Origin of the sequence: Brevibacterium aurantiacum, from assembly GCF_007558825.1 — a bacterium.
GTDB classification, from domain to species: domain Bacteria; phylum Actinomycetota; class Actinomycetes; order Actinomycetales; family Brevibacteriaceae; genus Brevibacterium; species Brevibacterium aurantiacum_A.
Window position 1 is genome coordinate 105,412 of the sequence record NZ_VLTK01000013.1, and the last position, 13,529, is coordinate 118,940.

Sequence of the window (13,529 nt, forward strand, 5' to 3'; positions counted from 1 at the left end):
CGTTGGAAATCGCTATTTTGATGCATCTGTTTGAAGCTAGAAGCCAACTGTAGGAGAGGACTTGCTCAGATGGCCGGTCCCACTGTCGATGCCGTGGATCTCGATATCACCGATGCCCTGCAGATTGATCCGCGAGTGCCATGGACGGTGATCGGCGAACTGGTTGAGCGATCCGAAGTCTCAGTTTCGCGACGCTGGCGGAGTCTGAACGAAAAGGGACTCGCGTGGACCGGAATCGCCTTGCACCCGGCGGCGTCACAAGGAGCATTCATCGAGATGGGCTGCTGGTCGGACAAATTTCAGCCGCTGATCGACCAGCTCGTCGAACACCCTGATGTCATCACAGTCGGTTCGACGACCGGCGACTTCAACCTGTACTGCATTGTCATCGGAGTTTCTCTGGAGGGAGTTCTCAATCGCATCGATCAAGGACTCCCAGAACTTCGGCTGTGCGAACGAGTTCGGATCAATCTCTTTCATCAGATTGCAGGAGGAGTCGACTGGAGGCAGGGCATCATCGACGTGGAATCGTGGCGTCGCAAAGGCGGCTCGCGATCGATTGCAGTCAAAGAACTTCAACGTGTACGAAATTCTGCGAGTGAGTCGCCTGTGGCCCCGTCCGTCCGTTTTCGGCGCCTCTTCCTCGAATTGGGAGCCGACGCAAGGAGACCGCTGAAAGAGGTGGCACAAGCTCTGGAGACGACTGCGCCGGTCGTCAAGCGGATGATCAGCAGACTCGTCGATGAGCGGCAGATCGTCTTTCGCTGCGATATCGCCAGGCCGGTCTTCGACTTTCCCATCGCAATGGTTCTTTCGTTGAAGACCGCCCCGGAGCATGCTGAACAACTCGCATTTCGCATAGGCGCCTGGAAGGAGACCCGGTTCTGCGCCTCGGTCGCCAGCACTGCCAATCTCATCGTTGTTGCAGGGTTGAGAGACCTGATCGACGGGGACAATTTCATGTCGAAGTTGACGGATCTCGAGCATCCTGTTGATGTTGTCCAGCGCGCGATCAACACCCACACTTTCAAGATCTATGGGCGTCTGCTCGACGACACCGGAAAGTCGCTCCATCACATTTCGGTCGACCCCTGGGCTGCTGAATATTTGTCGACCCCTGGGCTGCTGAATGTTTAGAGACAAAGTCGGTTCAACACTGACTCGCCAACGTCTCAGCAGCGTACCTACAAGCATTCTGACTGGCTGTTTCGCCGAACCGGATAGAGCGAACCGTGATGCCTCAATCGAGAATGCCTCCGATGCGCACTCCCCCCTGGAAGCTGAACATTCCCGGCCCTCGCCCAAGTGCGGGCACGGTCTGCAACTTCGACAAACTCAGTCCTTGTGGACGTCCTTAGCACTCTCCAACACATCCGCGAGCTCGCCGAGCCACTGCGTGTATCCGTCGTAGGTGTAGGCACGTTTGTCATCCCAGGTGCCGAGTTGCTTGTGTTTGACCGGGAGCAGGCTCTTGAAGATGGGGTTGTCCTCGTAGTCGGTCGATGCATCGTGGATGAGCATGACGTCTGCCGGATAATCGCTGATCTTCTCCCAGGAGACTTCGGCCCAACTGGTATCCGCTCCTGACTCCGGACCGACGAGGTTCAGGCCGTCATCGGTGAGCATCTTCGCGACTCCCAGCTTCTTGGCTGTGTAGTTGATCTCGGCGCTGAAGTTCGCGAGCAGCACGGTCAGCCAGTCCTTGTCTGCGGTGATGTCGCGGATTCTCTGTCGAGCGGCCTCGAACTGCTTGCGCTGCCGAGCAATCTCTCCGGTTTCGGTGTCTTTTCCGAGCGCACGGGCGATCGCGGCATACTGGGCGAACATGTCATCCGGCGTTCCTCCGTCGAGCTTGACCGGCACAAATGGAACTAGCTTCGCCACTTGGTCGTTGAGCTTGTCGTCCCACCATGTCCACCCATCGCCTTTGTCGTTGCCATAGGCGATGATGACATCGGGATTCGTCGCCGCGAGAGCTTCGAGATCGAACTCCATATCAGTGCCGACGATCTCCACACCCGTCTGGTCGAACGACTTCCCCGGGGACTCATCCTGGCCGAACCCATAGACGGCTACCGGTTTGATCCCGTACGGGGCAAGTGCGGCTGCGGAGTAGAAATCCATGGCAATTCGTTCAACCGAGTGGTCCAACTCAATGGTGAGTCCGTCATAGCCCTCCGGGCTGTAAGAGAAACCTTTCGCCCCGGTTGCCGTTGCGGCTTCGCTCTCGGGGCTGCCGCATGCAACTAGGGCAAATGGGGCGAGTACGGACAATGCGAGCAACTGGCGGCGGCGCATGGATGACCTTCCGGTATTCGTCTGTGTTGGGATCGTTGGAATCGATTGAGGATTGGATCAATATTCACTTGGGCTGCTCACCGCCGACTCACTTCCCTGAAGGCGCCGACCTAGTTACTTGAAGGCGCTGTTCAGCGACGGCGCTTGAGCACATATTTCGGCCTCGGCACGAGGCTGATGACCTCGTATGGCGCGCAGCCGATCTTCACCGAATTGCGCGCTCTGGACCCGTCGAGAACACGTTAGCACCATTTGGACAGGCTATCCTTACTAACTTGGCGTAGACTGGTCTATGAACGTTGCACCACATCGCCTGCAGGAAGAATCTTTCGGCAGGCGACCGTACCGAGTTCCTCACCACGACGAGGGCACAAGGAGCACCTGTGTCACAAGCACCCATCACCGCCTTCGACGCCACCGTCGTCGGCGTCGAAGATCTCAGCCCGATTTTCCGTCGCGTCACATTCGGCGGGGAGGGTCTCAGAGACTTCGGATGCAGCGGCCACCCGCGTGATCTGCGATTCAAACTCATCATCCCCTCGGCCGGAGAAACGAAGCCGAAGTTCGATCTTCTTCGCTTCCTCGACGAGCAGGACCCCGATTCCGGCGTGTCCTGGTATCAGGCATGGCTGCAGCTCAACCCGGATGAACGCGGTCAGATGCGCACCTACACGGTGCGCGAATGGCGCGAAGAGGCGCGCGAACTCGTCGTCGACATGGTCCGCCACACCGACGATCAGGGCCACTCTGGGCCTGCTGCCGCCTGGGCACAGAACGCCCAAGTCGGTCACAGACTGCACGTCATCGGTCCTTCGCGCCACGCCGAAGGGCCCACGGCCGGAATCGAGTTCGCGCCGGCGGGTGCTGACACAATCCTCCTTGCAGGTGACGAGACTGCGATACCCGCGATCGCTTCGATCCTCGAATCACTCAAGGGCTCCGAGGTACAGGGCAAGGCGATCCTCGAGGTCCCGACCGCCGAGGATGCTCTTGAGCTGGAGGCTCCCTCCGGGTTCGAGATCCAGTGGCTTCCCCGCGGCAGCGCTGACCATGGCCAGCTGCTCGAGACGGCCGTCCGTGACGCCGTCCGCGTTGAGAACCGAGTCCTCGCTGGGGTGGGTGCGGGAGCCTCCGGTACGGCACCCATTGACCTCGACGAGGTCAACATCGACGAACAGATCCTGTGGGACGTCCCGGCTGCACTCACGCAGGCCGCTCAGAGCAGTTCCAGCGGCACCGAAAAGCAAGCCCGCCCGTTCTACGCCTGGATCGCGGGTGAGGCTGGACCGGTCAAACGCCTGCGTCGCTATCTTGTCCAGGAGGTCGGAGTCGATCGTCATCAGATTGCCTTCATGGGCTATTGGCGTCAGGGCAAAGCCGAGGGCTGATCAATCCCGCCTAGTTATTCGGATTCAGGCGACTCCAAACGGCTCCAAGCGGCAACAGGCGGCTCGCTTGGAGACAGTTCAACTGCGCCCCGTTCGCTTCGAGGACTCGCTCTTCGACGACGATCGCAACATCTGCGGAACAATGGCGAAGGCCGCACCGAAGAGGCACAACGTTCCACCGAGTGCAGCCAGCAGCGGTGGAACTTCGCCGAGGACCAACCAGGCAAGTACGACGACGATCGCAGGAACGAGCAGACTCGAAGAACTGAGCACACCGACGGGCAGGAAGCGGATCGCATATCCCCACAGGTTGAAGGCGATCGCGGTCGGCACAACGCCGAGATAGATGACCTGCAAGGTGATATTCATCGGCGCATCGGCCACCTCGGTGATGAGATCAGGGGTGAAGACAAGGCAGGCAATCGTTCCTGCCATAATCCCCGCCCAGGTGACCGTCACAGAATCGCCCCGGGACAGGAAGTGCTTCTGAAGCAGGACGCTGGCGGCATAGAGGATTGCGGCCGCAAGGCTCAGGAGCAGGCCGCCAATCGTGACAATGCCGGAGAAGCTGGCGATCGTGATCAGCACGATCCCCGCCAAGGACACCGCGATTCCTAGGACGAGTTTCCAGGGGAGACCCTCGCCGAGAAACAAGCCTGCGAATATCGCCACGATGAGCGGGGCGATATTGACGATCATTGCCGCAGTGCCAGCGTCGATCGACCGCTCCGCAGCGTTGAGAATAACCGTGTAGCCGGCGAACCACGCAACTCCCCAGATGAGCGTGATCGCCCACGCCTTCGTCGATGTCGGGAACTTCGGCCGGCGGAAGAGCATCCATGCGGAGAGCACGACGACAGCGGCGCTCATGCGCAGCAATGACAATGGTCCGGGCGTGTAGTGATCGGCCGCATCACGGATGACGACGAACGAGGAAGCCCAGAAGACCATGGTCAGCAGTGCCGCGATCCACGGCAGGATCCGTGGAGAAGACGCTGAGCCCGTGGGCGGCGTCGCTCCGCTCGCTTTCTCTGCAGTCGCAGTCGGCACAGTCGCCGCAGTCAACGAAGTCGTCGCAGTCAACGAAGTCGTCGCAGTCGCGACCCTCGGCTCGACCGCCGAGGGCGTATTGCCTGGGAAGTCCGATTCGGATGACGAGTCCGTGCTGGTGGGCACGGCTGACTGCATCGACGGGCAATTTTCGGAAGCTGAGTTGTCCTTCATGCCTACGATTATTCTGTCGGCGACCGTCAAAGAAAAGCGCACACCATTGCACATCTGTACAGAATTCTCGTACATTAGATGGATGACCAACGTCGTCCAGTTGCAATCATTCAAGTCAGTCGCGACTACCGGTTCGGTGCGATCAGCGGCACTGCACCTCGGTATGTCTCCTTCGGCTGTCAGCCATCACCTCAAGCTTCTCGAACAGGACACTGGCCTGAGTCTCTTTCAAAGACAAGGTCGGGGCCTGTGCCTGACCGACACCGGATCTGCCATCATGGGCGAGGTCGACGGCGTGCTCGAGTCATCAAGCCGACTGCAGCAACGCATCACGGATCTGAAGGACAGTCGAGTCAACCGACTTTCAATCAGCTACTTCAGCAGCGCTGGAAACCGATGGATGCCGGAGCTGGTACTCTTCCTCGAGCACAAGCACCCGCATACTGCCGTCCAACTGAGCCTGGCGGAGGGCCAGTGGCATGAATCTCGATCCGATATTCAGATCGTCATCACAGAGACCCGGGAACCTGCACTGCCGCCTCAGGTCAATTGCAGCTTCCTGTTGGAAGATCCGTATGTCGTCGCAGTTCCCGAGGGGCACGAGCTCGCAACTCGCAGTGAGGTATCCCTGACCGAGCTCGAGAGACTTCCCTGGATCGACAACGAACAAGGCGATGGCCCGTGCCGTACGATCCTTTTCGACGCCTGCGCCAGGGCCGGGATTCGAGTGCAGTTCAAACATGAGGCGCACACCTTCGTCGCCGCACTCCACATGGTCAGCCGCGGGTTGGGAATCACGCTTCTCCCCCGCCTCGGCATCGATCAGCTTCCCGAAGGGGTGGTTATCGTTCCCCTGGCGGCGCCCGAACCGATCCGTTATGTCCACGCCATCAGCGACCCGGATCATCCTCAACAGGATGCTATCAGCGATGCGCTCACGGCCCTCCGTGAACTTGCAAGCAGTGACGCCGTCGCACTGGCGTGAATTCGAATTAACCAGTCCGATGACTACCAGCGGATCACCCAGAAATTCTGCAGACTCGCCTCTCTCGCAGCCCGACGAAATTCGGTATACAGCTTAGTAACTACGTGGCATCCCAAGAACGTGCGAGCCAAGATAATTGAGCACCATTTCCTGACTCACTGGCGCAATCTTCATCAAACGAACCTCACGCAGGTACCGACCCACATGGTATTCCTCGGAATAACCCATTCCACCGTGGACCTGAACAGCACGATCCGCTGCGTCAACACCCGCCTCAGCACAGAGGTATTTCGCAGTATTCGCTTCACGCCCGCTGGACAGCCCTTGGTCATAGGTCCACGTGGCTTTCCTTAGGGCAAGCTCGGCAGCGTCAAGTTTCGCCAAGGAATCTGCCAAGGGGAACTGAATCCCCTGGTTCATCCCGATCGGCCGGTCGAAGACGACTCGCTCATTTGCATATTTGACCGCCTTAGCGAGCGAAGCACGACCGATCCCCAGAGCCTCGGCCGCAATAAGCATTCGCTCCGGATTGAGCCCATCCAGAAGGTACTTGAATCCCTTCCCCTCTTCACCCACTCGATGCGAGTCCGGGATGACGAGATCCTCGATGACAAGTTCGTTGGAGGACACAGCATTGCGCCCGATCTTCCTGATCGGATTGATCTGAACATGGTCTCTATCCAGATCGGTGAAGAATAGTGTCATGCCGTCCGTCGGCTTCGCGACGTCCTCCCGTCTCGTTGTGCGCGCCAACAAGAGAATCTTGTCTGATTCCATGGCTTTCGAAATCCAGACCTTGCGACCCGACACGACGTACTCGTCCCCACGTCGCTTCGCGAAGGTGGTCACCCTGGTCGTATCAAGCCCCGCATCAGGCTCCGTCACACCGAAGCACACATGTATCTTGCCCTCAGCGATCTGAGGCAGATTGGACCTTTTGAGTTCCTCGCTGCCGTGCTTGATTACTGGATGCAGACCGAAGATCGTCATATGTATTGAACTTGCCGCATTCATCGCACCTCCAGCAGCAGCAACTGACTCCAGCAGCAACGTCGCTTCAGTGATACCGAGGCCGTGCCCGCCGTACTCGGTCGGCGTCGTCAACCCGAGCCACCCCTTTTCCGCCAACAGGTTGTAGAACTCGGTCGGAAACTCATGGTTGGCATCCTTATCAGCCCAGTACTCGTCGTCGAAACGACCGACGATCTCCTGGGCGGCTTCGCGCACCATCAACTGATCATCGGTCAAGGCGAAATCCGCCATCGTCATCTCCTCGATTAGTTCGCTGCCATACAGTCGGGCAAGTCGACGTATGCGATTGCTGCGCGCGAATCGTGCTCGTCGCCTAGATTCGAACTTCTCATCCGGGCCTCCGTGCATTTCGTGGCGCATTGTGCTCCGCTACGTATTATTTGGTAGGACCAATATAGAATGTAACCGAGGACACCGTCAGACACAAGAGAGACTCTATGAACACGACCGAGACATCCAGATTCGTCGCCGAGCTACGGTCACGAATTCTCGACGGCACCCTGCCCGCGGGGACCAGGCTCGACGCAGAACGCGAGCTCGCTGTGCACTACGAACTCAGCCGCAGCACAATCCGCGCTGGTCTACAGGCGTTAGCCTCCGAAGGGATGATCCAGAGAAAGATCGGCAGAAACGGCGGCAGCTTCGTCACCACCCCGAAAGGGGACTCAATAACGAGCTCTCTACAGCTGGTCATCGGTACCGGAGGAATCGCGGAACGTGATCTGATGGAAACTCGACTAGCCATTGAGCCTCACTGCGCCGAACTCGCTGCAACCCGGATGAGCAGGGAGGAACTGGACAAGCTCTCGGCAATCCAATCAAAGATGACCGCGGCAATTCGCCCAGTGGGCAACCCGACCGACCGACCAGCGTTCCTGCGGGCCAATGCAGACTTCCATCTTCATATAGCCCTGGGAAGCCACAATCAGGCCCTATCCGCAATCCTCAAAGGACTCATCGGCCCCATCGAAGCGCTCACCGACGACCCCCACCTTCTCGGGCCAGGTCAACTTCGGGAACTAGTACAAGCCCATGAGCACATCTTCTCTGCCGTGAAGTCCCGTGACGGCCTCCGCGCAGCAGACGCAATGCGCAAGCACCTACGGGCTCACATCCAACTATCCTCCGAGCGCTGAAACCACTGACCACCCGAATACCAGCCGGCGAGAATACCCTTGTTGGCTGGTCGCTTTTCGTCTACAGTGTTCGTTTATACGTACGTCTAGTGCGCATATACCAATGGAGGTGTAATGAAGTCACGTACGCGGGCCATAGCGGCACTGTTATCCGTCGTCATTCTTGCGTCAACGGCACTGAGCGCTTGTGCCCCGGCAGGAACTACGGAGAAGACAACCCTGTCACTGGCCGACAGCTATGCGCCCACCCATATTTTCGCGGACTCCGGGGTCAGCGTCTTCATGGACGAAGTCTCACACCGAGGCACCGGATCTGACGGCGATTCAAAGGAGACGGCGGACTTCTCGTATTACCCGGCAGGACAAATGGGAACTCCGCGAGACCTGGTGTCTCTCAACCGATCGGGAGTTCTTGACATCACACCCGCCTCGGCGGCATATCTCTCTGATCAGCTTCCGTTGTCCAGTGTCTCCGATCTGCCAGGTATGGTTGAGGATTCCTGCGTGGGCGCACAAGCACTCTTCGACATGATGTCCCCTGGAGGAATCCTCTACGAAGAGGAATATGCGCCGCGCGGCTTGCGTCCTCTCTGGGTCTCTGTGCTCCCCAGCTACGAGATTCTGACGGTCAGCCGCCAGATCAATTCTCCTTCGGATCTCCGCGGGCTCAACATCAGAACTTCCGGCGGAGCGCTCGACGCGACACTCTCTGACCTCGGCGCGGCAGCCGTCAGCATGCCTGCATCAGAAGCGTATGAAGCGCTGTCCCGGAAAACTGTTGACGGCGTAGCTTTCCCCTTCATCAGCGTGCTTCCATACAAGTTGCAGGAGGTTCTCGGCCACTCGACGACGGGGCTGAACATCGGCGCATTCGCGATCCCCTATGTCATCAGCGAAGAAACATGGACCGATCTTGACCCTGCTCTACAGTATCGAATCGAAAAAGCTGGCCACGATGCACAGAACAGCTTGTGCCGGGCGGTGAATAGCAAGACTCCGGCAGCAATCGACACGATCACAGAGGACGGGGTCGACTTCAATAGACCGCATGCACAAGGAATGAAGGAGTTCAAAGACAAGCTGGCGCCTGTGCGCAAGCAGTGGGCCGAGAACATGGATTCGATCGGCAAGCCGGGTTCACAGGTGCTCTCCGACTACGAAGCCCTCATCGCGCGATACGAAGGGAACTCGAAATGAATCGTGACCACAGCTCGGCGATGCAGAGGACGATCAACACAATCAAGGTCATCAGCGTGACACTTGCCGGTGTGGCGATCGTAGCCATGGCACTGGTCATGCTGACCGAAACCTTGATGCGCTATGTCTTCACCAATCCTCTTGGCTGGAATATCAGCGCAGTTGAGCGGATCTTCATGCCTATGTCCGTCTTCCTTGCGCTGCCGTGGCTATATCTGACCGCGGGGCACGTCACTGCGGAGCTCATCTACGACAGGCTTCCGGTCGCATGGCGCACTGGTGCCCGAATCATCGGTCATCTACTACTCCTCCTCATTGCTGCGGCGCTTACCTACGGCGGAATGGTGACGGTTGTCGATTCTTTCACTCTCGGCGATGCCCCGCCACCGGGTTCAAGCGAGATTCCGATTCCGACATGGATATGGCAGCTAAGTCAGCCAGTGGGCACCGCGGCCCTGTTCGTTGTCGCTATCCTCGACACCCCCAACGTCATTTCAGATTCACCATCAACCAATGCCCCCGCTACCGAGGGTGAAGAATCATGATCGCCATCACTATCAGTGTCATTCTCCTGGTTCTCATCCTCAGCAAGGTCCCTATTCCTTTCGCGATCCTCGGCGCTGCTGGTATCGGTCTGCTGTGGTTGGGCGGTGGCGAGAACCTCATCGGAGTCTTCGAAGTCATACCAATGAGCTCGGTCGGCAGCAATTCACTCGCTGCGATCCCGCTCTTCATCCTCATGGCCCATCTCGTTCTCAAGAGTGGGGTCTTGGACACCCTGTTCAATTCGGCGAGCACACTGATCGGCCGTTTTCGCGGAGGAACCGGTATCGCAGCAGTGCTGGCGGGCGCAGGATTCGCAGCGGTGTCTGGATCTTCAACAGCCGCGGCTGCCACACTTGCCCACACTTCTACAGGAACAATGCTCAAGCAGGGGTACAGTGCCAGACTTGCCAGTGGAACGGTCGCAAGCGCAGGCACACTTGCCGCGATGATTCCGCCGAGTATCCTGCTGGTCTTCTACGCCATCACCGCTGAAACCAGCGTCGGCAAGACCCTGCTCGCAGGCGTCGTCCCCGGCATACTCATGAGCTTGGGACTGGCAATCACAGTCTGGGTGATGGGTCTGCGTGGGCATGCTCCCGCAACTGATCCCACTTCATGGAAGGCCAAGCTCGTGGCCTTGAAGGGTCTACTGCCGATCGCCTTCCTCTTCGCCGTGGTCGTAGGAACGGTCTTTCTCGGGATCGCCACGGCCACCGAAGCCGCAGCCCTCGGATGCCTAGGCGGGTTCCTCCTCATGGTGTGGATGAAGACAGCAACCTGGTCAAACCTGAAGTCCGCTGTTGTGGGCAGTGTCTCCAGCAGTGCGATGATTCTCTCCATCGTCTTCGCGGCACATGTGTTCGGGATCTTCCTTACACAAACTCAGGTGGCTCCGACAGTTGTGGAATTTGTCCAGGGTCTAGCGATCGCCCCAATCCTCATCATCGTCATCTTTGCTTTCATATATCTAGTCCTCGGGTTCTTCATGGACCAGATGGCTATCATCGCTCTGACAGTTCCGGTGACGCTTCCAGTCGTCGAAGCACTCGGCTTCGACCCGATTTGGTTCGGCGTGATCGTCATTCTTCTTGCAGAGATTGGGCTGATCACACCGCCCCTGGGACTCAACGCGTTTGTTGTGTCTCGCGCAGCTGCAATCAGAGTCGAGACAGTTTTCATGGGCTCGGTTCCCTTCATCATCGCAATGCTCATCGTCACGACTCTGATATTCGTGTTTCCCGATCTGTCATTGTTTCTGACAACAAGCGTGAAATGAGGATATAGCCAGTGAACAACGCTCCAACTCGATCAACTTCGGAGAAGTCTGATCAGTCAGCATCTAGCGGCCCCGTCTTGGACGGCTTGAAGGTTCTTGAATTGGGAACGGTCATCATGGCGCCGTATGCAGGAAAGATTCTTACCGATCTTGGTGCCACAGTGATCAAAGCCGAGCAACCGGGCGGGGACATCGGCAGAAGAATCGGCCTTGGCGGGGGCTCCGGAGATAGCGTGTTGTCAATGAACCTCAATGCTTCAAAGCACAGTATTGAGATAGATGCCGGAGCCGAATCAGATCAGCCGGCCCTCGAACACCTGATCAGTTGGTCGGATGTCATCATCACCAATCTGCTTCCTCGTCGACGTCGTCGCTACGGGCTGAATTGGGAGAATGTCCGACGACTGAACCCTCGAGCTATTCTTTGCACGGCACAAGGTTTCTCGTCTCATACCGACATGGGAGATCGACCAGCCTATGACGACATCGTCCAAGCAGGGTCAGGTGTCGCAGATACATACCGCTTGCGGGATGGAAGGCCAAGCTATTCTCCCTATGTCGTGGCCGACAAAGTCTGCGGAATGACCATGGTCCAAGCTGTCTTGGCGGCTCTATTCAAGACGCAGGCGAGCGGAAAGGGCACGTGGGTCGATGTTCCGATGGTCGAAACAATGGCGGCGTTCACGTTGGTCGAACACCTTGGTGGCCAGACTTACTCCCCGCCCCGCGGAGATGTCGGATGGTCGCGTGTGCTCTCCCCCGAACACAGGCCGCATCAGGCTCTCGACGGCTTCATGTGTGTAATGCCCTATACAGATAAGAACTGGTCGGATTTCTGCAAGATAATCGACCGGCCCGACTATCTGAACCACCCAGATCTACTTTCCAATCAAGCAAGAACTCGTAACCCGCGAGTCTATGAGTCTGTTCTCGCCGAGTATGCCGCGACACGTACGTGTACGCAGATCCGGGAAGAATGCGAACCCTACTCAATCCCTGTTCAAAAGGTCATGAGGGTCGAGGACATACCAACTGACGAATATCTGGGGGCCTCGTCAATGTTCTCGCGTGCTTCACACTCAAAGGAAGGCGACTTCGTCCACGTAGGATCACCACTCACTTTCGTCGACCATCCACGCCCCCCGGTAAAAGAGACATCGGCAATCGATGCTGATCGCGCCGAGGTGTTCAAAATGATCGGCTACTCGAATTGACTCTGTACGCTGTTTCTCACACCACTATCCGGTAAGAGAGAGTCCATGACATCGACACATCGTACGGTGAATCGTATTGTTCGAATTCTTGAGTCGGTCGCCCGATCGGGAGCCACAGCAGTGAGCCTGGCGACTCTCGCACGTGAGCTCGAAGCTCCCAAGAGCAGCGTCTACGGTTTCGTCAGAGGATTATGTGCGGAAGGATATCTCGATGAAGTCCACGACGGCTACGTCCTCGGCACCGGCGTCGCGCATGTCCTCGGTCCAGCAGAGAACTCGGTTGTGCTGCTCATTGAGGATGTACTTGAAGAGATATCCGCTCGTACTGGTGAGACCGTGACCGTTGCTGTTCGTGTTGCCAGTTCCGTTGTCTACGTTCACAGTCTGCCCGCCGACTATGAAGTCTGCTATGTCCCGCAACTCAAGGTCAGGCGCCCCCTCTTACCGACCTCTTCAGGGAAGCTGTTTTTCGCATTGCAACCAAAACCCGGAGACGAGGAACTGCTCGCTGGCTTCGAGCCCGACCAACGGTCCAATTTGCAGGCAGAACTGCCTGGAATCAGGTCCTCCGGAACCGCGCTCAATCGTGGAGAGACCGTACCCGACGTGGCCGCTACCGCAGTAGGAGTATTCGTCGATTCGGTGCTCACTGCAGCGATCACAATAGCTGGCCCAATCACCCGAACTGAACCACACCTCCAACACTACGGAGATATTGCGCGTGAGCTGCTCAACGGTGCGGGATTCGGACAACCTTAAACCTATGATCGTCTAATTCCACATTAAGTACGACCAGACAGCTGCTGCCTAGAAGATCAGCCGAAGCCGGATTCCTCTCTAGACCTTCGCTCTGCCTTCCCAGGGGAATTCTTCTTCACCACAAAGCCACTCGACAATATCCGACCTCCAACGGAGCGAAGACCACATGTCTCGTGACTGCGGAGCTCACCCCAGCTCACTCATTCGTTGAAGAGTGTGTCGATGACTTCCTGAGCTACGAACCTCGCATGCAATATCGGTCGCCTAGCCGGATCAACCGATGCCGGAGGCACCCACGCAGGACGCCCGTCTGTGAGCATCACCGTCTCCCACTCCGACCGATCCAACAAATGATGATGAGCAGAACAACTCAACATCATATTATTGACATCCGTCTTGCCCTGCTGGGCCCACTCGACAATATGGTGAGCATCACACCACCCCGGCGGAGCATCACAACCGGGGAACGTACAT

The 13,529-nt window shown here is 57.7% G+C and carries 13 protein-coding genes; 9 read left to right on the top strand and 4 right to left on the bottom strand.

From position 1 onward, the window contains the following. The first annotated feature begins 69 nt into the window (after window positions 1-69). Complete coding sequence (locus tag FO013_RS18470) at window positions 70-1,137, top strand: Lrp/AsnC family transcriptional regulator (protein WP_143924025.1); 1,068 nt, start codon at window positions 70-72, stop codon at window positions 1,135-1,137. 198 nt (window positions 1,138-1,335) lie between these two features. On the opposite strand, the gene FO013_RS18475 is transcribed toward FO013_RS18470, so the two are convergent. Further along, complete coding sequence (locus tag FO013_RS18475) at window positions 1,336-2,298, bottom strand: ABC transporter substrate-binding protein (RefSeq protein ID WP_143924026.1); 963 nt, start codon at window positions 2,296-2,298, stop codon at window positions 1,336-1,338. Window positions 2,299-2,681: 383 nt separating this feature from the next. Here FO013_RS18475 and FO013_RS18480 point away from each other — a divergent pair, with 383 nt between their 5' ends. Further along, window positions 2,682-3,686 (top strand): siderophore-interacting protein, encoded by a 1,005-nt coding sequence (locus FO013_RS18480; protein ID WP_143924027.1) that lies wholly within the window; start codon window positions 2,682-2,684, stop codon window positions 3,684-3,686. A gap of 78 nt (window positions 3,687-3,764) precedes the next feature. Here the strand turns inward: FO013_RS18480 and FO013_RS18485 are convergent, their stop codons facing one another. After that, window positions 3,765-4,637, bottom strand: a complete 873-nt coding sequence (locus FO013_RS18485; protein ID WP_260848261.1) for a DMT family transporter — start codon at window positions 4,635-4,637, stop codon at window positions 3,765-3,767. Between FO013_RS18485 and FO013_RS18490 the strand changes: the two genes are divergently transcribed. Next, entirely contained in the window at window positions 4,606-5,895 is a 1,290-nt protein-coding gene (locus FO013_RS18490; RefSeq protein WP_143924029.1) for a LysR family transcriptional regulator, read from the top strand. The two genes, FO013_RS18485 and FO013_RS18490, sit on opposite strands and share 32 nt — an antisense overlap. 93 nt (window positions 5,896-5,988) lie before the next feature. Here FO013_RS18490 and FO013_RS18495 read toward each other — a convergent pair whose 3' ends face one another. Continuing rightward, window positions 5,989-7,158 (bottom strand): acyl-CoA dehydrogenase family protein, encoded by a 1,170-nt coding sequence (locus tag FO013_RS18495; protein WP_143924030.1) that lies wholly within the window; start codon window positions 7,156-7,158, stop codon window positions 5,989-5,991. A gap of 206 nt (window positions 7,159-7,364) precedes the next feature. Here FO013_RS18495 and FO013_RS18500 point away from each other — a divergent pair, with 206 nt between their 5' ends. The 6 genes from FO013_RS18500 (at window position 7,365) to FO013_RS18525 (ending at window position 13,055) form a co-directional block, all read left to right on the top strand. Further along, window positions 7,365-8,063, top strand: coding sequence for a FadR/GntR family transcriptional regulator (locus FO013_RS18500; RefSeq protein WP_143924031.1), 699 nt, complete (start codon window positions 7,365-7,367; stop codon window positions 8,061-8,063). A 114-nt stretch (window positions 8,064-8,177) separates the two neighbouring features. Next, on the top strand, window positions 8,178-9,260 hold the full coding sequence (locus FO013_RS18505) for a TRAP transporter substrate-binding protein (protein WP_143924032.1): 1,083 nt from the start codon (window positions 8,178-8,180) through the stop codon (window positions 9,258-9,260). Then, window positions 9,257-9,805: a TRAP transporter small permease gene (locus FO013_RS18510; protein ID WP_260848262.1), complete on the top strand. Its 549-nt coding sequence runs from the start codon at window positions 9,257-9,259 to the stop codon at window positions 9,803-9,805. Before FO013_RS18505 ends, FO013_RS18510 begins: the two co-directional genes overlap by 4 nt. Continuing rightward, a complete protein-coding gene (locus tag FO013_RS18515; protein ID WP_143924033.1) occupies window positions 9,802-11,082 on the top strand; it encodes a TRAP transporter large permease in 1,281 nt (426 codons plus the stop codon). The genes FO013_RS18510 and FO013_RS18515 overlap by 4 nt, the downstream gene beginning before the upstream one ends. 11 nt (window positions 11,083-11,093) lie before the next feature. After that, the gene (locus FO013_RS18520) at window positions 11,094-12,296 is read left to right on the top strand and encodes a CaiB/BaiF CoA transferase family protein (RefSeq protein ID WP_143924034.1); all 1,203 of its coding nucleotides are present in this window, start codon (window positions 11,094-11,096) and stop codon (window positions 12,294-12,296) included. A gap of 45 nt (window positions 12,297-12,341) precedes the next feature. Next, complete coding sequence (locus FO013_RS18525; protein ID WP_143924035.1) at window positions 12,342-13,055, top strand: IclR family transcriptional regulator; 714 nt, start codon at window positions 12,342-12,344, stop codon at window positions 13,053-13,055. A gap of 200 nt (window positions 13,056-13,255) precedes the next feature. Here the strand turns inward: FO013_RS18525 and FO013_RS18530 are convergent. Further along, window positions 13,256-13,529: HNH endonuclease signature motif containing protein (locus tag FO013_RS18530; protein WP_143924036.1), on the bottom strand; the 274-nt coding region annotated here is incomplete at its 5' end.

Bases quoted from the DNA above. Each gene is read 5' to 3' on its own strand.
- FO013_RS18470 (WP_143924025.1), top strand. From the start codon at position 70: ATGGCCGGTCCCACTGTCGATGCCGTGGATCTCGATATCACCGATGCC.
- FO013_RS18475 (WP_143924026.1), bottom strand. From the start codon at position 2,298: ATGCGCCGCCGCCAGTTGCTCGCATTGTCCGTACTCGCCCCATTTGCC.
- FO013_RS18490 (WP_143924029.1), top strand. From the start codon at position 4,606: ATGACGACGAACGAGGAAGCCCAGAAGACCATGGTCAGCAGTGCCGCG.
- FO013_RS18485 (WP_260848261.1), bottom strand. From the start codon at position 4,637: ATGGTCTTCTGGGCTTCCTCGTTCGTCGTCATCCGTGATGCGGCCGAT.
- FO013_RS18495 (WP_143924030.1), bottom strand. From the start codon at position 7,158: ATGGCGGATTTCGCCTTGACCGATGATCAGTTGATGGTGCGCGAAGCC.
- FO013_RS18500 (WP_143924031.1), top strand. From the start codon at position 7,365: ATGAACACGACCGAGACATCCAGATTCGTCGCCGAGCTACGGTCACGA.
- FO013_RS18505 (WP_143924032.1), top strand. From the start codon at position 8,178: ATGAAGTCACGTACGCGGGCCATAGCGGCACTGTTATCCGTCGTCATT.
- FO013_RS18510 (WP_260848262.1), top strand. From the start codon at position 9,257: ATGAATCGTGACCACAGCTCGGCGATGCAGAGGACGATCAACACAATC.
- FO013_RS18515 (WP_143924033.1), top strand. From the start codon at position 9,802: ATGATCGCCATCACTATCAGTGTCATTCTCCTGGTTCTCATCCTCAGC.
- FO013_RS18525 (WP_143924035.1), top strand. From the start codon at position 12,342: ATGACATCGACACATCGTACGGTGAATCGTATTGTTCGAATTCTTGAG.